The sequence below is a fragment of the Streptomyces sp. NPDC018029 genome (genome assembly GCF_044327655.1).
GTDB lineage: Bacteria > Actinomycetota > Actinomycetes > Streptomycetales > Streptomycetaceae > Streptomyces.
In genome coordinates this window covers 318,289-345,136 of record NZ_JBIRFV010000003.1, presented here as the reverse complement: position 1 = coordinate 345,136, position 26,848 = coordinate 318,289, and the positions used below count along the sequence as shown (strand labels likewise).

The window sequence follows — 26,848 nt, the reverse complement described above, 5'->3', positions numbered from 1 at the left end:
CGGACGCATCGCGTCAGCCGGCGGCAGAAGCGCTGGTCGGGACGGTCTGACGGAACAGCCATTCGGACTTCAGCTCGGCATAGCCGGGCTTGATCACGTCGTTGATCATGGCCAGTCGTTCATCGAAAGGAATGAATGCTGATTTCATCGCATTGACTGTGAACCACTGCATGTCGTCGAGCGTGTAGCCGAACGTGCCGACCAGGTGCTCGAATTCGCGGCTCATGCTGGTGCCCGACATCAGGCGGTTGTCGGTGTTCACCGTCGCGCGGAAGTGCAGCTTGCGCAGCAGCCCGATGGGGTGCTCGGCGTAGGAGGACGCGGCGCCCGTCTGGAGGTTGGACGTCGGGCAGAGCTCCAGCGGGATCCGCTTGTCCCTGACGTACGACGCGAGGCGGCCGAGCTTCACCGTGCCGTCGTCGGCGATCTCGATGTCGTCGATGATGCGCACGCCGTGGCCGAGCCGGTCGGCGCCGCACCACTGCAGGGCCTGCCAGATCGACGGCAGGCCGAAGGCCTCGCCCGCGTGGATCGTGAAGTGGTTGTTCTCGCGCTTGAGGAACTCGAAGGCGTCGAGGTGGCGGGTGGGAGGGAAGCCCGCCTCGGCGCCCGCGATGTCGAAGCCGACCACTCCGAAGTCGCGGTAGCGGTTGGCGAGTTCGGCGATCTCCAGGGCGCGGGCCGCGTGCCGCATGGCGGTGAGCAGCGCGCCGACGCGGATGCGGTGGCCGTTGGCCTTGGCGCGGCGCTCGCCCTCGCGGAAGCCTTCGTTGACCGCCTCGACGACCTCTTCGAGGGTGAGGCCCTGCTCCAGGTGCTGCTCGGGGGCGTACCTGATCTCGGCGTAGACCACGCCGTCCTCGGCGAGGTCCTCGGCGCACTCGGCGGCGACGCGCTTGAGGGCGTCCTTCGTCTGCATCACCGCGCAGGTGTGGGCGAAGGTCTCCAGGTACCGCTCCAGGGAGCCGGAGTCGGCCGCCTCGCGGAACCAGATACCGAGCTTGTCGGGGTCGGTCTCGGGGAGGTTCTCGTATCCGCAGTCGCGGGCGAGGTCGACGATCGTGCCGGGGCGCAGGCCGCCGTCGAGGTGGTCGTGGAGAAGCACCTTGGGGGCACGGCGGATCTGCTCGACGCTGGGCGTTTCACGGTCCGTGTGACCGGTCGTGTGTGTCTGGCTCGTCATTTCGGCACTCTAGCGCCTACGCGCGTAGAACTCACTGGTCGATACGTAACAGTGACCCTGCGGACGGGTGGCGTACACCATGGCTTCTGACACTGTTCTGTCATGGCACAGCAAGGGACCGCGGGGCCGGCGGGCGCGGCCAGGCTCGGGCGCGCGATCGGGACGGCGCCCTCGGCGGTGGGCGGAGCGGTGCTCCTGCTGCCCGGCGGCACCGAGACCTCCACCCGCAGACCGTCGCCGCTGGCGGCCGCCGGCGTGCGCGCGCTGGGCCGCAGACTGGCCCACGACGGGCGCGAGGCCGGCCTCGTCACGCACGTCGTGCACTACCGCTGCCGGGGCTGGAACGGCGCGCAGGCGGAGCTGGCCCGCGACACGGCCTGGGCGGCGGACGAGATAGTACGTCTCTACGGCGACGTCCCCGTCTGTCTCGCCGGAGTGGACATGGGCGGCCGTGCGGCGCTCCGCGCGGGCGGGCACGAGGCCGTCAACTCCGTCCTCGCGATGGCGCCCTGGCTGCCCGAGGACGACGTGGCCGCGCCACCCGAACCGGTGAAGCACCTCGCGGGGCGGCGGGTCCTCATCGTGCACGGCACGAACGACGAGCGGACCGACCCGGAGCTGTCGTTCCGGTTCGCCGAGCGGGCGAAGAAGGCGAACCGCGACGTGTGCCGGTTCGAGGTGCACTCCGACGGGCACCGGCTCCAGCAGCACCAGTCCGAAGTCCTCGCGCTGGCCTCGGACTTCGTGCTGGGCGCGCTGTTCGGGTCGGGTTTCGCCCGTCCTCTGGAGGACGCGCTGGCGGCTCCGCCGCCGCTCGGGCTGCGGATGCCGTTGGCCTCCGGTTTCGGGCAGTCACTCAGGCACTGAGAGGCTCTGTTGCTGCAGCAGCTTTCCCTTCCTGCTCAGCAGGAACTCCTTGAACGCCGCCACCGGCGGGGTGTCCGGGTGGCCGCCCAGCCAGGCCACGCCGATCTCGCGCACCGCCCGCTGCCCGGTCACCGTCAGCTCCACGACCCCGGGCCGGGGCACGGCGGGCGGCGGCAGCAGGGCCACGCCGAGGCCCGCCGCGACCAGGCCGCGCAGCGTCTCCGCCTCCTCGCCCTCGAAGGCGACGCGGGGCTTGAAGCCCGCGTCCCGGCAGAGGTCGTCCGTGATGCGGCGCAGGCCGTAGCCCGGCTCCAGGGTGACGAAGGCCTCTTCGGCGGCCTCGGCGAGGCGGATGCGCTTGCGGGCGGCAAGGCGGTGGTCGTCGGGCACGACCAGGCGCAGGCGCTGTTCGTCGAGGCGGCGGGCGACCAGGTCCGGGGCGTCGGGCACGGGTGAGGTGAGGCAGAGGTCGAGCTCGCCTGCGCGCAGCCGCTCGATCATCGCCTCGCCGTAGTTCTGGACCAGGCTGAAGCGCACGCGCGGGTGGTCGGCGCGGAAGGCGCGGATCAGTCCGGGCACCGTCTCGGAGCCCATGGTGTGCAGGAAGCCGAAGGCGACCTTGCCGGTCTCCGGGTCGGCGTCGGCGCGCACGGACTCGGCGGCCCGCTCGACCTCGCCGAGCGCCCGCTCGACCGAGGCGAGGAAGGTGCGGCCCGCCGGAGTGAGCGAGACGGTGCGGCCGCGGCGCGCGAACAGGTCGACGCCGAGGTCCCGTTCGAGCCGGACGAGGGCGCGGGAGAGCGTCGACTGGGGGATGCGCATCTGCTGGGCGGCGCGCGTGACGTGCTCGGTCCTGGCGGCCCCCGCGAAGTACGCGAGGCGAGGCGCGAGCAGCGCCACGATGTCCTCCACGTCACTGTTCTGTGACACGCGCGGCTGTGACCTCTGCTGATGCTGCATGGGAACGATTATGGCGATTCCATGCATTGGACGCATCAAAAAACCGGCCGTACGTTCGTGGCATGCCTCCTGCCAGTAGCGGGGCGACCGCCACCCACGCGGCCGCCCTCCCCTCGTCGTCCCCCGCCGCCGATTCCCGTCTGACCCCGGGCGGACCCGGCTACCGCCGGATGAGCTTCGCGCTCTTCCTCGCGGGCGTCGCCACCTTCGCCCTCCTCTACTCCACGCAGGCCCTCCTGCCGCTCGTCTCCGCGGACTTCGGCGTGAGCGCGAGCACGGCGAGCTGGACGGTGTCGGCGGCCACGGGCGCTCTGGCCCTCTTCGTCCTTCCGCTGAGCGCGCTCAGCGAGCGCTACGGGCGGCGCGCGGTAATGACGGCCTCGCTGACCGTCGCCGTCGCCGTGGGGCTCCTCGTCCCCTTCTCGCCCTCGGTCGAGGTGCTGATCGCGCTGCGCGCCGTGCAGGGCGCGGCACTCGCCGGGCTCCCCGCCTCCGCGATGGCGTTCCTCGCCGAGGAGGTGCGGCCCAAGGCGCTGGTCGCCGCGATCGGCATGTTCGTGGCGGGCAACTCCATCGGCGGCATGAGCGGGCGGATCGTCACCGGCTGGGTCGCGCAGGCCTGGGGCTGGCGTGCGGCGGTCGGCGTGGTCGGTGTCATGGCGCTGCTGTGCGCGGTCGCCTTCCGGGTGCTGCTGCCCGCGCCGCGGCACTTCACCGCGGGCACGCTCAGCCCCAAGTCCCTTGCCCGTACGGTGCGTACGCATCTGTCGAACCCGCTCCTGTGCAGGCTGTACGCGATCGGGGCGCTGTTCATGACCGTCTTCGGGGCGGTCTACACGGTGATCGGATACCGGCTCACCGAGGCGCCGTTCTCGCTCCCGCAGGGCGTCATCGGCTCGATCTTCCTGGTCTACCTCGTCGGTACGGTCTCGTCGGCGGCCGCGGGGAAGCTGGTGGCCCGGCTCGGGCGGCGCGGGGCCCTGTATCTGGCGGTGAGCACGACGGCCGGCGGGCTGCTGCTCTCCCTCTCCTCCTCACTGGTCCTCGTCCTGCTCGGCCTTGTGCTGATCACCGCCGGTTTCTTCGCGGGCCACGCGGTCGCGTCCTCTTCTGTGAGCCGTACGGCCACGACCGGGCGGGCGCAGGCGTCGGCGCTCTACCAGTCCGCGTACTACCTGGGTTCCAGCGCGGGCGGCACGCTCGGTGCGGTCGCCTTCCACGCGGGCGGCTGGGCCGGGACCGTGGGGCTCGGCGTCCTCGCGGTGCTCGGCGTCGTGTCGGTGACGGTGTGGGGCTCGCACGCGGCGCGGACGGAGCGGCGGCGCGGGCTCGTGGCCCGCTCCTGCTGATTTCACCTGCGGGTTTTCCCACTCCGGGGGCCGTTGTCAGTGGGCTGCGGTAGCTTCCGATGTGTGGGGCCTCACATCGGGCTCCGCCCGGAAGCCAGGGGTGGGTGGGGATGAGCGACAGCACAGGGACGACGACCGAGCTGGACGTCACGCTGGAGAAACACCGGGTCGAGCTGACCGGGTACTGCTATCGGATGCTGGGCTCGGCCTTCGAGGCCGAGGACGCCGTGCAGGACACGATGGTGCGCGCCTGGCGCAGCTTCGACAAGTTCGAGGGCCGCTCCAGCATCCGCTCCTGGCTCTACCGCATCGCGACGAACGTCTGCCTCGACATGCTGAGCGCCGGCAACCGCCGCGCCCGCCCCATGGACCTCACCGCCGCCGCCCCGCTGGCCCAGGCCGCGCTGAACCCCCGCCCGGACAACACCTGGCTCGAGCCGATGCCCGACGCCCGCGTCCTGCCGTCCCTGCACGACCCCGCAGAGGCGGCGGTCGCCAAGGAGTCCGTGCGCCTCGCGTTCGTCGCCGCGCTGCAGAGCCTGCCGCCCAAGCAGCGCGCGGTGCTGATCCTGCGTGAGGTCCTCGCCTGGAAGGCCAGCGAGGTCGCCGAGCTGATCGACACCTCCGTCGCCTCGGTGAACAGCGCGCTGCAGCGGGCCCGCGCCACCCTCGCCGAGCGGCCCGCGGACGACACGGCCGTCTCCGATCCGCTCGACGAGGAGCAGCAGAAGCTCCTCGACCGCTATGTGGCGGCCTTCGAGGGGTATGACATGGCGGCGCTCACCGCGCTGCTCGCCGAGGACGCCGTCATGACGATGCCGCCGTTCGACCTGTGGCTGCGCGGCACGGCGGACATCACGGGCTTCATGTCCACCATGGGCGCCGCGTGTGCCAACGGCCGCCTCCTGCCGGTGCAGGTGAACGGCACACCGGGCTTCGCGCAGTACAAGCCCGACCCCGACAACGGCGGCTTCATGCCCTGGTCGATCCAGGTCGTGGAGATCTCAGAGGGCCGTATCGCCGGCTTCCACTGCTTCCTGGACACCCAGCGGTGGTTCCCGCTCTTCGGGGTGCCCCTCCATCTCGACGACTAGGCCGCAGAGTTCGACGAGCCCGACGAGACCGATCAGCGCCAGCAGCCCGGGGCTGGGATTCCTGAGCCGGATCCGGCTCCCGGCCCTGCGGGCGGCGAGGTGCAGCCTCGCGATGGCGTCGACGGTGGTGAGGTCGGCGGTGGTGACGGCGGAGACATCGCAGATCACGTCGCTGGTCGCGCCGTCGCCGGGTCCGTGCCGGGCGGCGGCGACCTGTTCGCACAGGGACGGGATGTCGCCGGCGCGCAGGGGCCCGGCGATGCGGATGAGGTGCTCTCGGGAATCGGCCACGCAGGATTGACCGGCGCGGGCGACGGAATTCATCGGTGGGGCCGCCGAATGGGCCTGTCCGCATCAGTCCACGGGGAACGCGCTGGTGTCGATCTCCAGGTCGAAGGGCTCGGGGAGCTTGATGGGCTCACCGAACTTGCAGGCGCTCAGGACGCGGTAGACGTCGCCTCGGGGTTCGCCGTAGAGGGTGATGGTGGGGCCGCCGGGGGCCCAGCGGTCGATGAGGAGGTAGAGGGGGATGCCTGCGGTGGCATAGGCGGCGGGCTTGCTGATGCGGTCGTGTCGGGCGTTGGAGGGCGAAGTCACCTCGACGACGAGCTCGGCGGCGCCGGCCGGCATGTCCGTGCCGGGCCCGTCGAGCTCTGCTTCGGCCGCCACGACGAGGTCAGGGATGAACATGCCAAGCCTGGAGGGAAGCGACACTGCCTGTGTCTGGAAAACGTTCCAGTCGTCCGGGATGGCGGCCAGCAGCCTGCGGGCAACTTTGGCTGCGATGAGGTTGTGCTGCTTGGCAGGGCTGGGCGACACGGTGATGACCCCTTCAATGATCTCCACCTTGCAGCCCTCGGGTACGTCCGTCTCTTGCCAGATCCGGACAAGATCGTCCCATCCAGGGCCGTAGCCCGCTGGATGGCCGACGGTGAGTGCGCCCATGGCGGTCTCCTCTTTCGGTGCGTCACCGATCCCAGCATGCCGAACGGGACCGGCGGCGGTCCACCGATCCCGTTCACCCGTACGAGTACGCCCTGGTCAGAGCCCCGCCAGGGCCCCGTCGAGCTCTCAGCCGATCCGGTCCAGCACGATCGCCCCCGGCGAGAAGTCCGCCCCCGCCGGAGCGATGTCGTACGAACCCTCCACGGACTCCAGCGCGTACGCGAACCGCTCCGGCGTGTCCGTGTGCAGGGTCATCAGGGGCGCGCCCGCCTCGACGGAGTCGCCCGGCTTGGCGTGGAGTTCGACGCCCGCGCCCGCCTGCACGACGTCCTCCTTGCGCGCACGCCCCGCACCGAGGCGCCACGCGGCGACGCCGACGTCGTACGCGTCGAGGCGGGTCAGCACGCCCGACGACGGCGCGGTGACCACATGCCGCTCGCGTGCCACCGGCAGCTTCGCGTCCGGGTCGCCGCCCTGCGCCGCGATCATGCGGCGCCACACGTCCATCGCCGAGCCGTCGGCCAGCGCCTTCGCCGGGTCGGCGTCCTTCAGGCCCGCCGCGTCCAGCATTTCGCGGGCCAGCGCGAGGGTGAGCTCGACGACGTCCGCCGGGCCGCCGCCCGCGAGGACCTCGACCGACTCGCGGACCTCGAGCGCGTTGCCCGCCGTGAGGCCGAGCGGCGTCGACATGTCCGTGAGCAGGGCCACCGTACGGACACCGCTGTCCGTGCCCAACTCCACCATCGTGGAGGCCAGTTCACGCGCGTCGTCCAGGTTCTTCATGAAGGCGCCCGTGCCGACCTTCACGTCAAGGACCAGCGAACCCGTGCCCTCGGCGATCTTCTTCGACATGATGGACGAGGCGATCAGCGGGATCGCCTCCACCGTGCCGGTGACGTCACGCAGGGCGTAGAGCTTCTTGTCGGCGGGGGCCAGGCCGTCGCCCGCCGCGCAGATGACCGAGCCGACGCCGTCGAGGACGCTCAGCATCTCCTCGTTGGAGAGCAGCGCGCGCCAGCCGGGGATGGCCTCCAGCTTGTCGAGGGTGCCGCCGGTGTGGCCGAGGCCGCGGCCCGACAGCTGCGGGACGGCCGCGCCGCACGCGGCGACCAGCGGGGCGAGCGGCAGCGTGATCTTGTCGCCGACGCCGCCGGTGGAGTGCTTGTCGGCGGTCGGGCGGGACAGCGAGGAGAAGTCCATGCGCTCGCCGGACGCGATCATCGCGGCGGTCCAGCGGGCGATCTCCTTGCGGTTCATGCCGTTGAGCAGGATCGCCATCGCGAGGGACGACATCTGCTCGTCGGCGACCGCGCCGCGGGTGTAGGCGTCGATGACCCAGTCGATCTGCTCGTCGCTGAGCTCGCCCCGGTCGCGCTTGGTGCGGATGACGGAGATGACGTCCATGGCGGTCCTTCCAGCAGTACAACGGCGTACGTACGTAGATATGCCGCGACTCTACGCGCATAGAGCCGCGAGCTGAAGGCGGCCCCGCCCCCGAGATCGTCAAGGGGGCGGGGCCGTCCGTCAGTTGAGTCAGTTCAGGTGCTGCGGGCCGAACGCGTCGGGGAGCATGTCGGCGAGCGTGCGCACGCCCGACGCCGTCTCCAGGAGCAGCTCGGGGCCCCCGAACTCGTAGAGCAGCTGGCGGCAGCGGCCGCACGGCATCAGGATCTCGCCCTTGCCGTCCACGCAGGTGAAGTGCGTGAGGCGGCCGCCGCCGGTCAGCTGGAGCTGGGAGACCAGGCCGCATTCGGCACAGAGGCCGAGTCCGTACGAGGCGTTCTCCACGTTGCAGCCGGAGACGGTCCTGCCGTCGTCGACCAGGGCCGCGGCGCCGACCGGGAAGCCCGAGTAGGGGGCGTACGCGCGGGACATGGCCTCGCGCGCGGCCTCCCGCAGGGCGTCCCAGTCGGTGTCCGTGGCGGCAGTCGTCACTTTCCTTGGCCCTTCCGGTACGGCATTCCGTCCGCCTTCGGCATCCGCAGCCGCTGGGCGGAGAGCGAGAGGACCAGCAGGGTCACCACGTACGGAGTGGCGGTGACGACCTGGTTGGGCACCTCGTCGGTCAAGCCGTACCACAGGAACATCAGCGCGGAGACGGCCGCGGTGATCACCGCGGGGACGTACCGCTTGCGCCATGCGAGGTAGACCGCGCCGATGACCAGCAGGATCGCGATGAGCAGGAGCAGCGCGTGGACGTTGGTGCCGCCACCCCGGAGCTTCAGGCTGTCGGTGTAACCGAACAGGCCCGCGCCGAGCGCGAGTCCGCCCGGCATCCAGTTGCCGAAGATCATCGCGGCGAGGCCGATGTAGCCGCGGCCGCCGGTCTGGCCCTCCAGGTAGATGTTGGAGGCGACCAGCGAGAGGAAGGCGCCGCCGAGGCCCGCGAGGCCGCCGGAGATGACCACGGCCAGGTACTTGTACTTGTAGACGTTGACGCCGAGCGACTCGGCGGCGATCGGGTTCTCGCCGCAGGAGCGCAGCCGCAGGCCGAACGCCGTGCGCCACAGGATCCACCAGCTCAGCGGGACCATGGCGACCGCGACGACGGTGAGCGGCGACAGGTCGGTGAACAGGCCGCCGAACAGGCCGGCGAGGTCGGAGACCAGGAACCAGTGCTTGCCGTTGAGGTCGGCGAGCCAGTCGGAGAGGCCCGGCACGGAGAAGTTCCCGAGCGATTCGACGGGCGGCGACTGCTTCGACGTACCGCCCTCCTCGCCCTCGAAGGCGAAGGTCGCGAGGTAGCGGGTGGCGCCGAGGGCCAGGATGTTGAGGGCCACACCGGAGACGATGTGGTTGACGTTGAAGGTGATCGTGACGATCGCGTGCAGCAGGCCGCCGAGGGCGCCGCCGACGATGCCGAACAGGACGCCCACCCATGGGCCCCACTGGAAGCCGGCCCAGGCGCCGAACCAGGTGCCGAGGATCAGCATGCCTTCGAGGCCGATGTTGACGACGCCCGCGCGCTCGGCCCAGAGGCCGCCGAGGCCCGCGAGGCCGATCGGCACGGCGAGCTTGAGCGCCGTGGACATCTGGCCGGTGGACGTGATGCCGTCGGCGCCGGTGATCATGCGGACCACGGAGGTCAGCACCAGGACGCCCGCGATGACCAGCAGGAGGACGGGGAGCGAGATGCGGCGGCGGCCCGGCGCGGGCTGCTTGGCCGGGGGCTTGGCGACGGTTGCCGAGCTCATCGGGCAGCCACCTCCTTCACGGAGTCGTTGTTGCCGTTCGCCCGGGCGGCGGCGGCCAGTTCCTCACCGACGCGGCGCTGCTGGCGGCGCAGGCCCCAGCGGCGCACCTCCTCGTAGGAGACGACGACCGCGATCACGATGAGGCCCTGCATGATCACCGCGATCTCCTTGTCGTACGCCTCGGGCTGGGCGTAGTCGAGGGCGGGCGAGGCCTTGTCGAGGAAGGCCCACAGCAGCGCCGCGAAGGCGATGCCGACGGGGTTGTTGCGGCCGAGGAGCGCGATGCCGATGGCGGTGAAGCCGAGGCCCGCGGGGAAGGAGAGGCTGTACGTGTGGGTGTCGCCGAGCAGGATCGGCAGGCCCGCGAGGCCCGACACCGCGCCGGAGATCAGCATCGCGCTGAGCACCATGCGCTTGGCGTTGACGCCGGAGGCCGCGGCGGCCGACTCGGAGGCGCCGGTGGCGCGCAGGTCGAAGCCGAACCGGGTGCGGTTGAGGACCAGCCAGTACAGGACTCCGGCGAGGACCGCGATGACCACGAAGCCGTAGATCTCGCCGCCCGCCACCTTGATGCCGGGGAACCAGCCGGACTTCTCCATCACGCCGGTGGTCTGGTTGTTGCCGACCGGGACGCCGAAGTTCTCGGTGAGGGTGAGGTAGGCGATGACGCTCGTCGCGATGGCGTTGAGCATGATCGTGGCGACCACCTCGCTGACGCCGCGGGTGGTCTTGAGGACGCCCGCGATGCCGGCCCAGAAGGCGCCGGTGAGCATGGCCACCAGCATGAGCACGGGGATCTGCAGGAACGACGGCAGCGCGAGGTGCGTGCCGACGACCGCGGTGATCATCGCGGCGAGCCGGTACTGGCCGTCCACGCCGATGTTGAACAGGTTCATGCGGAAGCCGATGGCCACCGCGAGCGCCGCCAGGTAGTACATGCCGGCCTGGTTGAGGATCAGCACCTGGACGTCGGAGAAGGTGGCCTGCTCCAGCATCAGGCTGTACGGCTCGATCGGGCTCTTGCCCGACGCGAGCAGCACGACCGAGGTCAGCGCCACGGCCGCGATCAGCGCGATGACCGGTCCGGCCACCGCGAGGAGCACGCGCTCCTTGTCGAACTTCTTCATCGGGCCTCGTCCTCCGGGGCGTCTTCTTCCACGTGCTCCAAGTGACCCGAGGCGGCACCGGTCATCGCCGAGCCGAGCTCCTCCGGCGTGATGGTGGACGGGTCGGCGTCCGCCACGAGCCGGCCGCGGTAGATCACGCGGAGCGTGTCGGAGAGGCCGATCAGCTCGTCCAGGTCGGCGGAGATCAGCAGCACGGCCAGGCCCTCGCGGCGGGCCTCGCGGATCTGGTCCCAGATCTGTGCCTGCGCGCCGACGTCCACACCGCGGGTGGGGTGGGCGGCGATCAGGAAGCGCGGGTTGTGGCTCATCTCGCGGCCGACGATCAGCTTCTGCTGGTTGCCGCCGGAGAGGGAGGCCGCCGTCACGTCGATGCCGGGCGTACGGACGTCGTACTCCTCGACGATGCGGCGGGTGTCGGCCTGCGCGCCCTTGGGGTCGAGCCAGAAGCCGCGTGCGTTGGGCTTCTCGGTGACGTGGCCGAGGATGCGGTTCTCCCACAGCGGGGACTCCAGGAGGAGGCCGTGGCGGTGGCGGTCCTCGGGGATGTACCCGATGCCGTCCTCGCGCCGCTTGCGGGTCGCCGTGCCGGTGATGTCCTCGCCGGCCATGCGGATGACGCCGGAGTCGGCGTGCTTGAGGCCGATGAGCGCGTCGATCAGCTCGGTCTGGCCGTTGCCCTCGACGCCCGCGATGCCGAGGACCTCGCCCTCGTGGATCGTGAAGGAGATGTCGTCGAGCAGCGCGCGGCCCGAGTCGCCCTCGGCGAGCAGCTTGAGGCCCTCGACCTGGATCATCGGGCGGTCGGTGACCGTCGACTCCGCCGTCTCGGGGGTGGGCAGTTCGCTGCCCACCATCAGCTCGGCGAGCTGGCGCGGGGTCGTCTCGGCCGGGATCGCCGTGCCGACCGTCGTGCCGCGCCGGATGACGGTGATGTCGTCGGCGACGGACAGGACTTCACCGAGCTTGTGCGAGATGAAGATGACGGACAGGCCCTCGGCCTTGAGCTCGCGGAGGTTGTCGAAGAGCGCGTCGACCTCCTGCGGCACGAGCACGGCCGTCGGCTCGTCGAGGATCAGCGTGGTGGCGCCGCGGTAGAGGACCTTGAGGATCTCCACGCGCTGCCGGTCGGCGACGCCGAGGTCCTCCACGTACGCGTCGGGGCGCACGCCGAGGCCGTAGCGGTCGGAGAGGTCGAGGATCGTGCGGCGGGCGGCGGCGCCGATGCCGTGCAGCTTCTCGCTGCCGAGAACGATGTTCTCCAGGACGGTCAGCTGGTCGGCGAGCATGAAGTGCTGGTGCACCATGCCGATGCCGCGGGCGATGGCGTCGGCGGGGCTGCCGAAGGCGACCTGCTCGCCGTCGACGGTGATGGTGCCCTCGTCCGGCTTCTGCATGCCGTAGAGGATCTTCATCAGGGTCGACTTGCCCGCGCCGTTCTCACCGACGAGGGCGTGCACGGTGCCCTTGCGGACGGTCAGGTGGATGTCGTGGTTGGCGACGACTCCGGGGAAGCGCTTGGTGATGCCGACGAGTTCGACGGCGATGGGCGGAGGGTTGGTGGACGCGTCGATGGCGCACTCTCCTCGGGGGCCGGAAGGCCTGAAGGGCCTGAAGGAAAGGGGCCGCCTACGCGCGCAGTGCCCCTGCTGCTGAATGTGGCTCGCGCGAACGGGGCGCGGGTGAACCATCGTCCCCCACACCCCGTCGCACGAGAATCACGCTGCCGTTACGGCAGTCGTCGGATCAACTCCCGCCTTACGGCGTGGTCTTGACCTTGATCTTGCCGCCCTTGATGCCCTCTTCGGCCTTCTTCAGGGCCGCCTGGACGTCCTTCATCTTCATGAACTCGGGGTTCGAGTCGGCGAGCGCGACACCGCCCGACTTCAGGTCGGCGCGGACGACGCCACCCTTGGCGGTGCCGTCCTCGACGGCCTTCGCCAGGTTGTACACCGAGCCCGCGACGTCCTTGGTCGCCGAGGTCAGGATGTACTTCTTGTACTTGGCGAGGGCGTCCTGCTTGTACTGGTCGGAGTCGACACCGATCGCCCAGACCTTCTTGGCGGCCGCGGCCTCGATGACGCCCTGACCGGAGAGGCCCGCGGCGTGGTAGACCACGTCGGCGCCCTTCTCGATCTGGCCCTGCGCGGCGGTCTTGCCCTTGTCGGGGCTGGAGAAGCCGCCGTCCTCGGCCTTCTCGGTCAGGTACTGCTTGACGACCTTGACCTTGGGGTTCGTGTCCTTGACGCCCTGCGCGAAGCCCGCCTCGAACTTGTGGATCAGCGGGACGTCCACGCCGCCGACGAAGCCGACGGTCTTGGACTTGGTGGCCTTGGCGGCCACGACGCCCGCGAGGTAGGACGCCTCCTGCTCGCTGAAGACCAGGTCGGAGACGTTGTCGGCCTTGACCGTCTCGTCGTCGACGATGCCGAAGGTGGTCTTCGGGAACTGCTCCGAGACCTCCTTGATGGCGGGCGCGTACGCGTAGCCGACGCCGATGACCGGGTTGTAGCCCTGCTTGGCGAGCTGCGTCAGGCGCTGCGTCTTGTCGGCGTCGGACTCGCCGTCGACCGGCTCGACGGCCTTCTCGCCGGTCTTGAACTCCTTGGCGGCCTTCTTCATACCGACGGTCGCGGCGTCGTTGAAGGACTGGTCGCCGGCGCCGCCGACGTCGTAGGCGATGGCGACGCCCTTGTTCTTGTCGTCCTTGCTCGCGGCGGCGTCGCTGGACGTGCCACCACAGGCGGAGACGGTTACGGCAAGAGCGGCGGTCGCGGCGCCCGCGACAGCTATTCGAGACACCCGGCGCATAGAGACGAACTCCTTAGTACAAGCAAGCACAAGCACGTTCGAGCGCCTCACCCGGCGCTGATTTCGCCGCAGCGTAACGCGCGTAGACCTGACATAAGAACCCTTCTGTCCGGTCCGTTATCGAGCTGTGGCCACCGGGTGTCGGACAGCCGAACGACGAGTGGGCGCCCCCTTGATGGGGGCGCCCAGTCGCCACACGCAGTACTACGTAAAACGTCCCGGACCGTGCGCTACGGAACGATCTTCACCTCGACCCTGCCGCTGATGATGTCCTTCTCGGCCTTCTCGACGGCGGCGACGACGTCCTTCATCTCCCGGTATTTCGGATTCGAGTCGGAGAAGCCGACGCGGCCCGACTTGAGGTCGTAGCGCTGCTCGCCCTTCATCGGCTTGCCCTCGACGACCGACTTCGTCAGGTCGTAGACCGCGCCGCCGACGTCCTTGAACGCCGAGCCGAGGATGTAGTCCTTGTACTTGGCGAGGGCCTTCTGCTTGTACTGGTCCGAGTCGACGCCGATGGCCCACTTCTTCTGCGATCCTGCCTCCTGGATGACGCCCTGGCCCGAGAGTCCCGCCGCGTGGTAGATCACGTCCGCGCCGGCCTCGATCTGACCGCTCGCCGCGTTCTGCCCGCGGTCCGGGCTGGAGAATCCGCCCTCTTCGGGCTTCTCGGTCAGATACCGCTTCTCGATTTTGATCTTGGGGTCGACGGATTTCACGCCCTGCACGAATCCGGCCTCGAATTTGTGGATCAGCGGAATGTCCACGCCTCCCACGAATCCGACGTGTTTGGCCTTGGTCGCCTTGGCGGCGGCGACGCCCGCCAGATAGGAGCCCTGTTCCTCGTGGAAGACCAGGTCGGCGACGTTGTCCGCCTTCACGGTGTTGTCGTCGATGATCCCGAAGGTGGTGTCGGGGAACTTCTTGGCCGCCGCCTCCACCGCGGGCGCGTAGACGAAGCCGACGCCGACCACCGGGTCGTAGCCCTGCCTGGCGAGCTGTTCGAGGCGCTGGACCTTGTCGGCGCTGGACTCGCCGTCGCCCGGCTCCATGTCCACGCCGCCGATCTTGAACTCCTTGCGGGCCTTCGAATAGCCCGCGTAGGCGGCGTCGTTGAAGGACTGGTCGCCCTGCCCGCCGATGTCGTACGCGAGTCCGATGCCCTTCCCCTTGTACGAGGAACCGGCGGAGCCCTTGTCCTTGCCGTTGTCGTCCCGCGAGGCTTCGTTGCTCGTCTCGCCACAGCCGGCCGCGGCGAGGGCGAGGACCGCGAAGGCGGCGGTGATGTGAGTGGCGCGAGATTTACGGGATTTCGAAGAGAGACGACGCACAGGAAGCACCCCTTGATCGCCAACGCGCCGTGTACGGCGCTGATTTCGGCGCACATTAACGCGCGTAGAAAGGGAGGGGAACGGGTTTTCGCGATGCCGTTACCCCTTCGTGCTTTTCGTGCTCCACGCGACGGGGGCCGGTTACGCCGACGGGCTCACGCCCCGCGCAACCGGCCCCGCCGTCATGCCGTGCCGTGCCGCTAGCTCAACGCGTCCAACAGTGCGGCGGCGGTGAAGAGTTCGACGCCCGCCGTGATCGCCGCCTCGTCCACGTCGAAGTCGCCCTGGTGGAGGTCGCGGACGGTGGGCTCCCCCGGGACGCGCACGCCGAGCCGGGCCATGGCGCCGGGCACGTGCTCCAGGTACCAGGAGAAGTCCTCGCCGCCGAGGCTCTGTTCGGTGTCCTCGACGGAGTGCGGGCCGCGCCGCTCGGACATCGCGTCGCGCAGCAGGTCGGCGACCGCGCCGTCGTTGACGACGGGGGGCACGCCGCGGATGTAGTTGATGCCGGACTTGGCGCGGTACATGTCGGCGACCTCCTGCACGGCGCTGTGCAGCAGGTCCGGCGCCTCCCGCCAGGCCCTGAGGTCGAGGCAGCGCACGGTGCCGGAGAGCTCGGCGTGCTGCGGGATGACGTTCGGCGCGTGGCCCGCCTCGATGCGGCCCCAGGTCACGGAGAGGCCGGAGCGGGCGTCGACGCGGCGGGCGACCAGGGCGGGCACCTCGGTGGCGACCTTGGCGGCGGCGGTGACGAGGTCCGTGGTGAGGTGCGGCCGCGCGGTGTGGCCGCCGGGTCCGTCGAGCGAGACCTCCAGGCGGTCGCAGGCGGAGGTGATGGGGCCGTGCCGCAGCCCGATGCGGCCCGCGTCGACGCGGGGGTCGCAGTGAACGGCGATGATCTTGCCGACGCCGTCGAGGGCGCCCGACGCGATGACCTCGGTGGCGCCGCCCGGCAGGACCTCCTCGGCGGGCTGGAAGATCAACCGCACCGGAAAGGGCAGCTGCCCCTTCCTCGCGAGATCGGCGAGGACGAGCCCGGCGCCGAGGACGACGGTGGTGTGCACGTCGTGCCCGCAGGCGTGGGCGCGGTCGGGCACGGTGGAGCGGTACGGCACCCCGAGCTTGGTGTCCGGGATGGGCAGCGCGTCGATGTCGGCGCGCAGGGCGAGCATGGGGCGCACGCCGCGCGCGCCGCCCCCGGCGGGTCCTTCCGCCGCCACGGGGTGCGCGCCGATGTCACAGACGAGCCCCGTGCCGGTGGGGAGCACACGGGGCTCGAGGCCCGCCTCCTCGAGGCGGGCCTTGATGGCCGCGGTGGTACGGAACTCCTGGTTGCCGAGCTCGGGGTGCATGTGCAGGTCGCGACGGAAAGCGACCAGTTCGGCACGCAGCGCTTCGGGCAGCGTGCCGGGGAGTGTTTCCGCAGGTGCGGACTCCGTTCCGGACACGCCGTCGGACACCTCTTCGGACGCACGGGACATCAGTTGGTTCACCCTCTGAAGGGTAAGGCGATGCAACGGCCAACTAACCCACGATCAACAAAAGTTCAGCCCGATAGGGGAAGAATTACTGGCCTCGTGGCGCATGGCCGCCGATCGGGATGGGTAGAGATTTACGCCGCCTCGGAGGATGCGTAAGTCGTCCGGCGCCTGTAGTAGGCGAGGGCGACCGCTGTCAGCAAGGGCGGCCACGCGATCAGCGGTATATAGCAGAACACGAGTAGGGCGGTTTGCGCTGTTCCGCCCGTCACACCCGTTTCGCTCCCCAGTCCGGCGGCCTGGGCGTAGCAGGCCCAGCCCAGGAGTGCGAAGAGCCCGGCCGCGCCGAGCAGGGCCGGTACGACGGCGGCCGACGGCCGGATCTGCCGCCCGCCGAGCACGGGTACCCACGCCGGGACGACCTCACCCCACTCGCGCACCAGACCGAGCGTGAGCAGGGCCAGCCCCTCGGACACGACGCTGAGCAGCAGGATGTACACGGCCTCCCCCACCCCTCGCTGCGGCTGGGCGGCCACGGGGAGCCCGGCGACGAGGGCCACCCGCCACAGCCCCGAGGGCAGGGTGACGAGCGGCACGGCGTGCGCGGCGAGGGCGGCCCAGCGGGGGACGTCGGGAAGAGCGGTCACTTTCAGCATGCGTCCGATGCTCCCGCCGGGCACGGGCGCCCCACGTCCCCATCGGGGCCCGGGTGCCTCCGCCGTCCGGGGGAGCCTGACTCACCCCCACGGGTCGGAGAACGACCGCCCCGGCACCGGCTTGGCCACCAGTGCCACGGCGATGAAGAAGTTGACCTGGCCGATCGCGAACATCAGGGTGGCGAGCGCCTTGGCGTCGTAGTGCCCGGCCACCTCGGCGTACAGCTCGTCGGAGACCCGCTGCTCGCCGTGGGCGGCCGGCTGGAGCACGGCCTCCACGAGCGCCAGCGCGGCACGCTCGGCGCCGGTGAAGTACGGCGAGTCCTGCCAGGACGCGACCGAGGTGATCCTCTCCTCCGACACCCCGCCCTTGCGCAGGAAGCCCGTGTGCAGCACGGTCAGGTAGGTGCTGCCGACGATCTGCCCGGCACGCAGCTGCACCAGGCCGATCGTCGGGCGCGGCACCGAGCCGTTGCCGGTGACCCTGAACAGCGCCGCCGAGACGTCCGCCAGCTCGGGCACGAGCTTCGCGGGGTCCTCGGCCATCCGGGGCGCCATCGGGACCTCTGCCGTGATCGAACGCGTTTCCATGGTCATCTCCTCGTGTCGTGGTGCCTGCTCTCGGTCCACTGACGGAGCCCGTCGGGGAGATGTGACCGGTTGCGCGCTAGGAAACGGAAATTTCTCGTGCCGTCCGCGCGAACGCCGCCACCGCCCCCGTCTCCTGGTCCCTGCGCCAGACCAGGCCGTAGCCCGTCGGGGCCGCGTCCGTGAGGGGGACGTAGGCGATGCGGGGGCGGGCGAAGTACGTGGCGGTGTGGGCGGGGGCCAAGAGGGCGCCCTTGCCCCCGGCCACCAGCGTCAGGGCCTCCTGCATGTTCGTCACGCCGGGGCCGCGGCCGATGGGGCGGCCGCTCGGGGTAGTGGACGGGACGTGGTGGTCGAGCCAGTAGTCGGGGACCTCTCCGGCGATGGTGAGGAGGGGGACGTCGGCCAGGTCCTCCAGGGTCACGGAGGCACGGGCCGCCAGGGGGTGGCTCGCGGGCAGGGCCAGGACCCGGCCCTCCGCGAGCAGCACCGACCCTCCGCGCAGGTCCTCCTCCCGTACGGGGAACTCCGTCAGCTGCACGTCGAACTCGCCCTTGCGCAACTGTCCGTACGGATCGCCGAGCGGCACCTCGCACACCTCCACGGCCAGGCCGGGGTGGCTGACGCGCAGGGCCTCCGTCGTCCTCATCACGATCTCGCCGGTGAGGGGGTTGTCGAAGCCCACGTGCAGGACGGAGTCGATGCCGCGGGCCGTCGCCACGGCCCGGGCCAGGGCGTCCTCGATGGCGCGGTGGTGCGGTTCGAGGTCGGCGCGCAGTTGGCGGCCGAGCGAGGTGAGGGCCACGCGGCGGCTGGTGCGGACGAACAACGGTGCCCCGACGCGCCGTTCGAGGCGCTGCACGAGCTGGCTCACCCGGGCCCTGGACAGCCGCATCCGCTCGGCGGTGCGGCCGAAGTGCAGTTCCTCGGCGAGAAGCAGGAAGCACTCCAGTTCGTCGCGTTCCATCGCCGTACCCCCAGGTCGGTCCGCATCGGTCAGCCTGGCTGAACGAACGTTGCGATGTTCGCCGTTGTTCCGTGATCGTGCCCGGCCGAGGGTGGCGGCATGAGTCAGAACCTCGCGCCGCACGCGCACCAGTCCCCCGACAGACCCCTCACCGGCCGCGAGTGGGGCGTCCTCCTTGTCCTCTGCGGCGCAATCTTCCTGGAGGGCATCGACGTCGCGATGCTCAACGTCGCCCTCCCCGCCATCCGTGCCGACCTCGGCCTGTCCACCGGCTCGCTGCAGTGGGTCATGAGCGCCTACGTCCTCGGGTACGGCGGGTTCATGCTGCTCGGCGGCCGGGCCGCCGACCTCTTCGGGCGCCGCCGGATGTTCGTCCTCTGGCTCGCCGTCTTCCTCGTCTTCTCCGGGCTCGGCGGCCTCGCCACCGAGGGCTGGATGCTGATCGTCGCCCGCTTCGTCACGGGGATCGCCGCGGCGTTCATGACGCCCGCGGGGCTGTCCGTCATCACCACCGGGTTCGAGGAGGGGCCGCGGCGCAACAAGGCGCTGCTCTTCTACTCCGGTACGGCCGCCGGGGGCTTCTCCATCGGTCTGGTCGTCGGCGGGCTGCTCACCCAGCTCGGCTGGCGTTGGGTGTTCTTCGCGCCCGTCGTGCTGTCCGCGGTGATCCTGCTCGCCGCCCTCGCGCTGGTGCCCCGCTCGCCGCGGCCGGACCGCGCCGGGCAGAGCGTCGACCTGGCGGGCGGGCTCACGATCACCGCCGCCATCGTGCTGCTGGTCCTCGGCGTGGAGCGCGCCGCGCACACCGCCTTCGGGTGGACGGCGCTCACGGTCGGCGCCGGGCTCGCCCTGCTGGCCGCGTTCGTCGCCGTCGAGCGCCGCGCGCCGGCCCCGCTGGTCCGCCTCGGCATCCTGCGGAACGGCCCGCTGGTCCGCGCCAACCTCGCGGGGCTGCTCTTCGCCGCGGGCTTCTTCGGCTTCCAGTTCCTGGTCGTCCTCTACCTCCAGGAGTTGCGGGACTGGTCGACGCTGCAGACCAGCTTCGCGATGATCGTCATCGGGGTCGACGCAATCCTCTCCCCCGTCCTCACGCCCCGGCTCGTGAGCCGCTTCGGCAACGCCCGGGTGATCTTCGGCGGCCTGCTGCTCGCCGCGCTGGCGTACGCCCTGTTCCTGCCGGTCGGCGCCGACTGGACGTACGCGACGATGTTCCCGAGCCTGATCCTCCTCGGTGTCGCGTTCTCGCTCGCGTACGGCCCGCTCACGATCGTCGCCACGGAAGGCGTGGCGGAGGAGGAGCAGGGCCTGGCGGGCGCGCTGCTCTACACGTCCTTCCAATTCGGCGCGGCGGTCGGCCTGTCGACGGTCACGGCGGTCAACGTCGCGGCGACGACGTCGACTTCTCCTGCGGCGCTTCTCGACGGCTATCGGGCGGCGCTCTGGGTGCCGCTGGCGGCGGCGCTGCTGGCGGCGCTGATCAGTGCGTTCGGGCTGCGGTCGAGGCGGGGGGCGCCGGTGGTGGCATCGGGTGACCCCGCCGGGGACCGCGCCCCTGCCGAGGTTTCCGCGGCACGCTGATCCCCTCCTCACACCTGTTCCGGCGCTCGCAACGCGACCACGGCAGCTTGCCGCCCCGCCCGAAGAGGTCGTCGCCGAGCGGATGACCGCCCCACGCCTGGGCCCACTGCACCACGAGGCCGAGCCCGCGCCCGCTGTCCGCCTCGTGCGGTACGGCGGACGGTGGCCCGCTCCGGCAAGGAGGTTTGTCGAAGGGGGCGGGGATGTGCGGGTTGCTGTCCCACACGCTGACCCGCAGCCCGTACAGGTCGTCGGTACCGTGCAGCCGGAGAGCGGCGGGCCCTTCGGAGTACCGGTAGGCGAGGCCTCCTCCTGCCTCTACGTCGCCTCTGGCAACGACGGAACCATCTGCCTCCGCGAGAGCGACGACCCCGAGGTCGTCCTCAGAATGACCCGCACTCAACTCGGCACCCTCATAGGTGCCGTCAAGCACACGCGACTCCCATTCCGTGAATGCGTGATGAGGTCCCCCGGTTGCGACTGAGAGTGGATGTCCATTCGGAACCACTCCGGGAGCAACGATGCCCGAAGAGATGCGCGGCGGAAGCCAGCCGGCATCATCCACCGTTGTGCGCGAGCTGTCCCCCGACGCGCGCGATCAGCTGCTTCGTGCCACGGAGCAGGCAGGCATGCACCGTGGGCGTATGGCCAAGAAGGCCGGCCCCGAGCTTGCCGATGAAATGTGGGGGAACGTCCTTCGAAGTCTGCACTCGCGGCTCGTCAACCGTGGGCCCGTTGAAGACCTCGACAAGTACCTCAACCGCTGTGTCACCAATCAGCTGAGCAAGCTGCGCGCCACGGTGGAGGTCCTGGTCGGAGACGAGACCCTGGACGTACTGCGTGCGCGTCAGGGCGAACACATGGCGGACGATGTCGTACGGCTCAATCTTGAGCTGATCGAAACAGTGCGGGGCATACGCGCGCTCGATCTCCTCACGCCGCGCCAGATGGCCGTTTTCGTGCTCGGGCAGATCCTGGGCGAGGACAACCAGGTGATCGCGGAGTGGCTCGACCCGCCGACCACTGCCCGGGCCGTCGCCACGCTCAAGTGGCGGGCCAACCGGGAGATCAACAAGGCTTGGCGCGACGGCACGCTCGCACACCTGGGGTTCGACCCGCCGAGGTAGAAACTGCTCCGTGACGAGGGATTGGACCGTCCCGCTGCCACACGGTACGGCGACCCCGGCCCGTGCGGTGGCGGGGCGAGCTGGGAGCTCGCCCAACGCCAGAAGGGTAGTTACTGATAGGCCTCGTCAGAGGGGTGACGAGGCCGCCACGATATGAACCGGCAGGGCATCGGCTTGCTAACCGTCTCCTGCCGCGAAGGAGCTCCAGTGCGAAACTGCATCGCTATCGTGATGGCTGTCCTAGCAGCCATCTGGAATGCGGTCGTCTCATGGTTCATGACGGCCATCACGCCGGATTCCGCCGTGCGCCTGCCTCGCGTCAACCTCGCGCCGGAAACGGGGGAGGCCGTGCGAACTGATGTGTCCGGCCAGGTCGTGAGGTTGTAGGCACGGCCTGAGTATTCGGGCCGATCGACGTGGGTCCATGGGGGGTCTTGCGTTGATCGAACACCGCTAGAGAAGGGCTCCCGGTGACCGGGGGCCCTTCTCGTGTCTGAAGGTGGGCAACGGGCCCGAGCTGCTGGTGAGCCAGACGCTCCCCTCGGGCCTCGGACTGTGGAGGCCTACGTTGAACGGTTTGATCTCGGAGCTCATCGCGGCGGGCATCCCGATGGGACTCGCCTTCCCTCTGCTGCTGATCCTGGCTCTGGTAATGCTCATTCGCGCTGGGGCCGCCGCCGTGGCCAAGGTCATCAAGGCGATGCACCCTGGAGAATCCGCGGACGCCGTCGCGATGCAGGCCAACCGCATCCGGCACCGGCAGTGGAAGCTGCAGCGGCGTGACGGAAACCGCCGCGTTCACGCAGCGCGCCGGGCCCTCGTGCGTGCTGATGTGCGTGCCCGACGCACGAGGAAGCGGACTGCCCGCTACGTGGACGGGCGGGTGACACTGCCCAGGCTCATTCTGTCGGCGGAAGAGCCGGTGCGCGTGCCCGGCGGCGATTTCCACGGCCTCACAACGCGATGAGACCCGCCGCCGTCTCGCGGAAGCCGCGGGCATCGAAGTAGAAGCCGCGGTGCTCGTCGTCGAAGTCGACGTGCAGCCACTCGCAGCGGGCGTCCCGCGCGCTCCGCATGGCACGGGCGACGAGCCCGGCCCCGATCCCCCGCCTCCGGTGCGGCCCCGCCACGGCGGTGGCGAGGACGAAGGCGGGGACGCCACCGTCTCAGGCGACGTTGACGAACCCGACAAGTACCCTGCCCTCGTCCCGTGCGCAGACCCATCCGAGCCTGTGCCGGTGCAGCTGCTCACGCCACCCGATGTCCAGCACCGGGTGCCCGAAGCCCTCGGCGTGAGAGGCGTTGTCCTCGTGATCCTCAAAGGTGTCCCGCCATACGTACGTGATCACCGGGCGACCGACTCCGTCCAGTCATTGGCCGTCGTGACCTCCACCCATTGGGGGAACAGTCTTTCGGTGAGGGTGCGGTCTACCTCCGGGCCCAGGCCCATGTCGCTGCCCGAGAACGCGCTGCCCCGCCGCTTGGTCACACCGGTCTCGCCAGGGGCAGGGGCGCCACGTCGCATGGATCTCGCTGCCGCATCGCCGGGCGCAGCCGCGGCAGGTATCCGGAACCGGCGTCCGCGAGCCGCACGACGTCCCGTTGGACGTCCATCACCAGGAGCGCCTTGTCCGCCATGTCGCCGCCCTTTCCGTCACCTAGCCTCCAAGGCATGACGCTTCCAGACAAACCCGAGAGTGATGAGACAGGCGCATGGACGATCGGTGCCGCCGGGGTTTTACTGCTGCCGTCCGGGCGGCTCGTTCGGGGGCGGGGGCTTCGGCGGGGGCTGCCCAACGGAGACGTGCCCGACTTCGGTGTCTACCTGCTCGGCAAGCGGCCGCCCGAAGTCCCCTGGGAGGCGCGGTGGCTGCGGTGGCCCGACTTCCGGCTTCCCGCGGACCGGGAGCTCGCGCGGCAGGTGCTGCGCGAGGCGTGGGAGCGGGCCGCCGGGGAGCGGGTCGAGGTCGCGTGCGGGGGCGGGCGCGGCAGGACCGGGACGGCGCTGGCGTGCGTCGCAGTCCTCGACGGGGTGCCCGCGGACGAGGCCGTCGCCTATGTACGCGCGCATTACGACCGGCACGCGGTGGAGACTCCGTGGCAGCGGCGGTACGTACGGAACTTCAGCCGGTAGCGGCCACCCCGGGCCATTCGGAACTTCAGCCGGTGGCTGCCGCCCCGGGCCATACCGACGACAGGCGGTGCACGTCCCGGGCCGTGCCCGTCACGCCGGACAGGAAGCCCTGGGCGCGTGGCGACGCCGTCTCCGTGAGCCAGGCCGGGTCGATGTCGCAGACCGCCACCTTCACCTCCGTGCCCGCCAGGGCGAGCGGCAGGGTGTGGACGACGGTGGAGGGGAAGCTGAGGATGGTGCGGCCGACGGGGCCGCGGCGGGCGATGAGTTCGAGGGGGAGGTCCGGGCGGACCACCTGGAGGCCCGTCTCGACCGCGAGCCGGTGGAGTTTCTCGGAACTCTCGCGGCGGTGGGCGAAGTAGCGGTTGGCGCCGTGGGTGCGGGAGAGGGTGCGGACCGCTTCGACGTAGCGGTCCGGGTCGACCACTCCCGTCTCCACCAGTGAGGTGCCCACCAGGTCGGCGCCGCGCGTGATGCGGGGCGGGCCGAAGCGCTCCCTGGTCCAGGCGAAGGTGTTGACGGAGACGGTCACGCCGTCGGGCGCGCTGTCGATCGGCATGGCGGAGAAGACCTCCACGCTGCGGGTGGCGCCGGGGGTGAGGCGGCGCCGCGCCGAGGCCGAGACCGGGGCGAAGACCAGGTCGCGGGGGCCGGGGCGGCCGCCCTTGCGGTGCCAGCGCTGCAGCCGTTCGCCGTGGGCCAGCTGGGAGATGAACTCCATCGTGGCCGTGCCGTCGTCGACCACGACCAGGGAGCGGGCCCTGGTGATGGTGAGGAGGAGCTGTACGTAGCGGGAGAACGGGTCGCCGATGACGATCCGGTCGGCCCTGCGCAGGGGGCCCGCGAGGCCCCCGATGGTCTGGAAGGGAGCCGACGCGCCGCCGCGCGCCTCCTCCCAGCGGACCTCGACGCCTTCTTCGCGGGCGAGCTGCGCCATGCGGCGCAACTGGCCTCGGGTCATGGGGTCGTTCGGGGACAGGACGACGACGGTGAGGCCCCCGGTCGGGCCGGTGGCGGCCGCGGAGTGCGCCCACTCCAGGACGTTCAGCAGCTGGACCGGGCTCTCCACGAACGCGAGCGTCGTGGCGGCCCCGGCCGGGGCCGTGGTGTCGTCGGCTCGGCCGACTCGGGGGCTCATCGTCGTATGTCCGTCTCCCGGTAAGAGGTTCAGACCGCGACCGGCTCGGCGTCCGAGGAGTTCTCGCTCTCGGCGACGACACCGGCGACGCGGCGGAGCTTCTTCATGGGGCCGAGCTCCGACTCGTAGACCTTCTTGACGCCATCGCCGAGGGACGCCTCGATGGTGCGGATGTCGCGGACGAGGCGGGTGAGGCCCTGCGGCTCGACGGAGGCGGCCTGGTCGGAGCCCCACATGGCGCGGTCGAGGGTGATGTGGCGCTCGACGAAGGTGGCGCCGAGGGCGACCGCCGCGAGGGTGGTCTGGAGGCCGGTCTCGTGGCCGGAGTAGCCGATCGGGACGTTCGGGTACTCGGCCTGGAGGGTGTTGATGACGCGGAGGTTGAGCTCCTCGGCCTGCGCCGGGTACGTCGACGTGGCGTGGCACATCAGGATGTTGTCGGAGCCGAGCACCTCCACCGCGTGGCGGATCTGCTTCGGGGTCGACATGCCCGTGGAGAGGATGATCGTGCGGCCCGTGGCGCGCAGGGCGCGGAGCAGCTCGTCGTCGGTGAGGGAGGCGGAGGCGACCTTGTGGGCGGGCAGGTCGAACTTCTCCAGGAAGGCGACGGCCTCGGTGTCCCACGGGGATGCGAACCAGTCGATGCCGCGCTTGGCGCAGTGCTCGCTGATGGCCTGGTACTCGGCCTCGCCGAACTCCACGCGGTGGCGGTAGTCGATGTACGTCATGCGGCCCCAGGGGGTGTCGCGCTCGATGTCCCACTGGTCGCGCGGGGTGCAGATCTCCGGGGTGCGCTTCTGGAACTTCACCGCGTCGCAGCCGGCCTCGGCGGCCACGTCGATCAGCTTGAACGCGTTCTCCAGGTCGCCGTTGTGGTTGATGCCGATCTCACCGGTGATGTACACGGGCTGACCGGGACCGGCCGTCTTCGAACCGAAGCGGCGGAGACGGGAGTTGGCGCCGATGGAGGTGATGTTGCTCATGCGGGAACAGTCCTTAATTGTGGAGGGAGTCGAGAGAGGGGCCGAGGATCCAGGTGGCGATCTCTCGGATCGCGCCTTCACCGCCGGGGAGGGTGGTGACAGCGCGTGCGGCGCCGCGTACGACGTCGTGGGCGCTCGCGACCGCCACGGGCCAGCCCACGAGGGCGAAGCACGGGAGGTCATTGACGTCGTTGCCGACGTAGAGCACGCGCTCGGGAGCGATGCCCTGTTCCTCGCACCACTGCTTCAGTGCGAGGTCCTTGCGGTCGATGCCGTGCAGGACGGGAAGCTTGAGCTTCCTGGCGCGCGCGGCGACGACCGGGTTCTGTTCCGTGGACAGGATCAGCATGTGCAGGCCGCTCCTGCGGAGGGCCGCGATGCCGAGGCCGTCCCCGCGGTGCACGGAGACGAACTCCCGTCCTTCGGAGTCGATCAGCACCCTGTCGTCGGTCTGGGTGCCGTCGAAGTCGAGGACGACCGCGTCGATGTCGGCGGCGGTCGGGAGGGCGGCCTCGTCCCCGGGACGGGCCGCGTCGAAGAGGGGGGCGAGCGCGCGGGCGCGGGCGAGGTCGTGCGGGTCGTCGACCTCCAGGACGCGCGCGGGGTCGGTGCGGACGGGCTCGGTGCGGCCGAAGAAACGGTGCTTCTCGGTGCGGAAGCCCGCCGCGTCCATCGCGTAGGCGGCGCCGGTCTCCAGGAGGTCCTGGGGGCGGTCCTGGCGGCGCGGGCGGAACGACTTGTCGTGGTTGACGCCGTAACCGCCGCGGATCCGGGTGGAGTTGGCGAGGATCGCCGTGCCGCCCCGGGTGTCCGTGCGCTGCGGGGGGACCTCGGCCTGGCTGTCGGCGTCGTCCGCCGCGTCGCGCCAGATGAAGCCGTGGAAGGGCGCCACCGTGACGGCCGTGTCGGCGCCGTGCTCGGCGACGGCCGACGCCACCCCGTCGATGTCCTCGTGGGTGAGGAAGGGGCTGGTGCACTGCACGAGCAGGACGATGTCGACGGTCGCGCCGTGCAGCGCCTCGTGGGCGTCCATCGCGTGCAGCACGGCGGCCTCGCTGGTCGCGGTGTCCCCGGCGATCGCGGCGGGGCGCAGGACCACTTCGGCGCCGGCGGCGCGGGCGGCCTCGGCGATCACGTGGTCGTCGGTGGAGACGACGACGTCGGTGACGAGCCGGGCGGCGAGGCACTCGCGGATGGCGCGGGCCACCAGCGGCACACCGCCGACCGGGGCGAGGTTCTTGGCGGGCACGCCCTTGGAGCCGCCGCGCGCGGGGATGACGGCGAGCACGCGGCGGTCCTGTGCGCTCGCGGGGTCGGGGAGGGGCATGGGGGCTCCTTGGA

General features: G+C 70.7%; 25 protein-coding genes and 2 pseudogenes. 7 read left to right on the top strand and 20 right to left on the bottom strand.

Annotation, left to right across the window (positions count from 1 at the left end; genetic code table 11):
* Positions 1–13: 13 nt before the first annotated feature.
* Positions 14–1,183, bottom strand: coding sequence for an adenosine deaminase (locus tag ACH4D5_RS10195; RefSeq protein ID WP_398300525.1), 1,170 nt, complete (start codon positions 1,181–1,183; stop codon positions 14–16).
* Positions 1,184–1,285: 102 nt separating this feature from the next.
* Between ACH4D5_RS10195 and ACH4D5_RS10190 the strand changes: the two genes are divergently transcribed.
* Positions 1,286–2,050, top strand: a complete 765-nt coding sequence (locus ACH4D5_RS10190; protein WP_398300523.1) for an alpha/beta hydrolase — start codon at positions 1,286–1,288, stop codon at positions 2,048–2,050.
* On the opposite strand, the gene ACH4D5_RS10185 is transcribed toward ACH4D5_RS10190, so the two are convergent.
* Complete coding sequence (locus ACH4D5_RS10185) at positions 2,036–3,010, bottom strand: LysR family transcriptional regulator (protein WP_398300521.1); 975 nt, start codon at positions 3,008–3,010, stop codon at positions 2,036–2,038. The genes ACH4D5_RS10190 and ACH4D5_RS10185 overlap by 15 nt on opposite strands.
* 62 nt (positions 3,011–3,072) lie before the next feature.
* On the opposite strand from ACH4D5_RS10185, the gene ACH4D5_RS10180 reads away from it, so the two are divergent.
* Both ACH4D5_RS10180 and ACH4D5_RS10175 read left to right on the top strand, forming a co-directional pair.
* Entirely contained in the window at positions 3,073–4,359 is a 1,287-nt protein-coding gene (locus tag ACH4D5_RS10180) for an MFS transporter (protein ID WP_398300519.1), read from the top strand.
* Positions 4,360–4,469: 110 nt separating this feature from the next.
* A complete protein-coding gene (locus ACH4D5_RS10175) occupies positions 4,470–5,453 on the top strand; it encodes a sigma-70 family RNA polymerase sigma factor (protein WP_398300517.1) in 984 nt (327 codons plus the stop codon).
* On the opposite strand, the gene ACH4D5_RS10170 is transcribed toward ACH4D5_RS10175, so the two are convergent.
* The 13 genes from ACH4D5_RS10170 to ACH4D5_RS10110 all read right to left on the bottom strand — a co-directional run bounded on the left by ACH4D5_RS10170 (position 5,364) and on the right by ACH4D5_RS10110 (position 18,547).
* A complete protein-coding gene (locus ACH4D5_RS10170) occupies positions 5,364–5,744 on the bottom strand; it encodes an STAS domain-containing protein (protein ID WP_398300515.1) in 381 nt (126 codons plus the stop codon). The two genes, ACH4D5_RS10175 and ACH4D5_RS10170, sit on opposite strands and share 90 nt — an antisense overlap.
* Before the next feature lie 63 nt (positions 5,745–5,807).
* Positions 5,808–6,398 carry a Uma2 family endonuclease gene (locus ACH4D5_RS10165; protein WP_398300513.1) on the bottom strand — a complete coding sequence of 197 codons (591 nt, stop codon included), beginning with the start codon at positions 6,396–6,398 and terminating at the stop codon, positions 5,808–5,810.
* A gap of 126 nt (positions 6,399–6,524) precedes the next feature.
* Entirely contained in the window at positions 6,525–7,802 is a 1,278-nt protein-coding gene (locus tag ACH4D5_RS10160; protein ID WP_398300511.1) for a thymidine phosphorylase, read from the bottom strand.
* A gap of 129 nt (positions 7,803–7,931) precedes the next feature.
* On the bottom strand, positions 7,932–8,333 hold the full coding sequence (locus tag ACH4D5_RS10155; protein ID WP_398300509.1) for a cytidine deaminase: 402 nt from the start codon (positions 8,331–8,333) through the stop codon (positions 7,932–7,934).
* Positions 8,330–9,592 carry an ABC transporter permease gene (locus ACH4D5_RS10150; protein ID WP_398300507.1) on the bottom strand — a complete coding sequence of 421 codons (1,263 nt, stop codon included), beginning with the start codon at positions 9,590–9,592 and terminating at the stop codon, positions 8,330–8,332. The genes ACH4D5_RS10155 and ACH4D5_RS10150 overlap by 4 nt, the downstream gene beginning before the upstream one ends.
* Complete coding sequence (locus ACH4D5_RS10145; protein WP_398300505.1) at positions 9,589–10,719, bottom strand: ABC transporter permease; 1,131 nt, start codon at positions 10,717–10,719, stop codon at positions 9,589–9,591. The genes ACH4D5_RS10150 and ACH4D5_RS10145 overlap by 4 nt, the downstream gene beginning before the upstream one ends.
* Complete coding sequence (locus tag ACH4D5_RS10140) at positions 10,716–12,407, bottom strand: ABC transporter ATP-binding protein (protein ID WP_398300503.1); 1,692 nt, start codon at positions 12,405–12,407, stop codon at positions 10,716–10,718. The genes ACH4D5_RS10145 and ACH4D5_RS10140 overlap by 4 nt, the downstream gene beginning before the upstream one ends.
* Before the next feature lie 67 nt (positions 12,408–12,474).
* Positions 12,475–13,527: a BMP family protein gene (locus tag ACH4D5_RS10135; RefSeq protein ID WP_398300501.1), complete on the bottom strand. Its 1,053-nt coding sequence runs from the start codon at positions 13,525–13,527 to the stop codon at positions 12,475–12,477.
* 230 nt (positions 13,528–13,757) lie between these two features.
* Entirely contained in the window at positions 13,758–14,858 is a 1,101-nt protein-coding gene (locus ACH4D5_RS10130) for a BMP family protein (RefSeq protein ID WP_398300500.1), read from the bottom strand.
* 200 nt (positions 14,859–15,058) lie between these two features.
* Positions 15,059–16,339, bottom strand: coding sequence for an amidohydrolase (locus ACH4D5_RS10125; protein WP_398301409.1), 1,281 nt, complete (start codon positions 16,337–16,339; stop codon positions 15,059–15,061).
* A gap of 131 nt (positions 16,340–16,470) precedes the next feature.
* Complete coding sequence (locus ACH4D5_RS10120; RefSeq protein ID WP_398300498.1) at positions 16,471–16,992, bottom strand: hypothetical protein; 522 nt, start codon at positions 16,990–16,992, stop codon at positions 16,471–16,473.
* 81 nt (positions 16,993–17,073) lie between these two features.
* Complete coding sequence (locus ACH4D5_RS10115; RefSeq protein ID WP_398300496.1) at positions 17,074–17,583, bottom strand: carboxymuconolactone decarboxylase family protein; 510 nt, start codon at positions 17,581–17,583, stop codon at positions 17,074–17,076.
* Between the two features lie 76 nt (positions 17,584–17,659).
* Positions 17,660–18,547: a LysR family transcriptional regulator gene (locus ACH4D5_RS10110; protein ID WP_398300494.1), complete on the bottom strand. Its 888-nt coding sequence runs from the start codon at positions 18,545–18,547 to the stop codon at positions 17,660–17,662.
* A 99-nt stretch (positions 18,548–18,646) separates the two neighbouring features.
* Here ACH4D5_RS10110 and ACH4D5_RS10105 point away from each other — a divergent pair, with 99 nt between their 5' ends.
* From ACH4D5_RS10105 to ACH4D5_RS10095, 3 genes are all read left to right on the top strand, one after another.
* Positions 18,647–20,125, top strand: coding sequence for an MFS transporter (locus ACH4D5_RS10105; protein ID WP_398300492.1), 1,479 nt, complete (start codon positions 18,647–18,649; stop codon positions 20,123–20,125).
* Positions 20,126–20,646: 521 nt separating this feature from the next.
* Positions 20,647–21,252, top strand: a complete 606-nt coding sequence (locus ACH4D5_RS10100; RefSeq protein ID WP_398300490.1) for a hypothetical protein — start codon at positions 20,647–20,649, stop codon at positions 21,250–21,252.
* A gap of 568 nt (positions 21,253–21,820) precedes the next feature.
* Positions 21,821–22,219 (top strand): hypothetical protein, encoded by a 399-nt coding sequence (locus ACH4D5_RS10095; protein WP_398300488.1) that lies wholly within the window; start codon positions 21,821–21,823, stop codon positions 22,217–22,219.
* Here ACH4D5_RS10095 and ACH4D5_RS10090 read toward each other — a convergent pair.
* Both ACH4D5_RS10090 and ACH4D5_RS10085 read right to left on the bottom strand, forming a co-directional pair.
* Positions 22,206–22,601, bottom strand: a pseudogene (locus tag ACH4D5_RS10090) (GNAT family N-acetyltransferase). The gene ACH4D5_RS10095 and the pseudogene ACH4D5_RS10090 overlap by 14 nt on opposite strands.
* A pseudogene (locus ACH4D5_RS10085) lies at positions 22,598–22,890 on the bottom strand (hypothetical protein). Before ACH4D5_RS10085 ends, ACH4D5_RS10090 begins: the two co-directional pseudogenes overlap by 4 nt.
* A gap of 34 nt (positions 22,891–22,924) precedes the next feature.
* Between ACH4D5_RS10085 and ACH4D5_RS10080 the strand changes: the two are divergent.
* Positions 22,925–23,386, top strand: coding sequence for a protein phosphatase (locus ACH4D5_RS10080; protein WP_398300486.1), 462 nt, complete (start codon positions 22,925–22,927; stop codon positions 23,384–23,386).
* A 25-nt stretch (positions 23,387–23,411) separates the two neighbouring features.
* Here ACH4D5_RS10080 and ACH4D5_RS10075 read toward each other — a convergent pair whose 3' ends face one another.
* From ACH4D5_RS10075 to ACH4D5_RS10065, 3 genes are read right to left on the bottom strand one after another with little or no spacing between them, the layout of a single operon-like run.
* On the bottom strand, positions 23,412–24,524 hold the full coding sequence (locus ACH4D5_RS10075; protein ID WP_398300484.1) for a hypothetical protein: 1,113 nt from the start codon (positions 24,522–24,524) through the stop codon (positions 23,412–23,414).
* 29 nt (positions 24,525–24,553) lie between these two features.
* Entirely contained in the window at positions 24,554–25,507 is a 954-nt protein-coding gene (locus ACH4D5_RS10070; protein WP_398300482.1) for an N-acetylneuraminate synthase family protein, read from the bottom strand.
* A 13-nt stretch (positions 25,508–25,520) separates the two neighbouring features.
* Positions 25,521–26,834, bottom strand: a complete 1,314-nt coding sequence (locus tag ACH4D5_RS10065) for a cytidylyltransferase domain-containing protein (protein WP_398300480.1) — start codon at positions 26,832–26,834, stop codon at positions 25,521–25,523.
* Positions 26,835–26,848 lie beyond the last annotated feature (14 nt).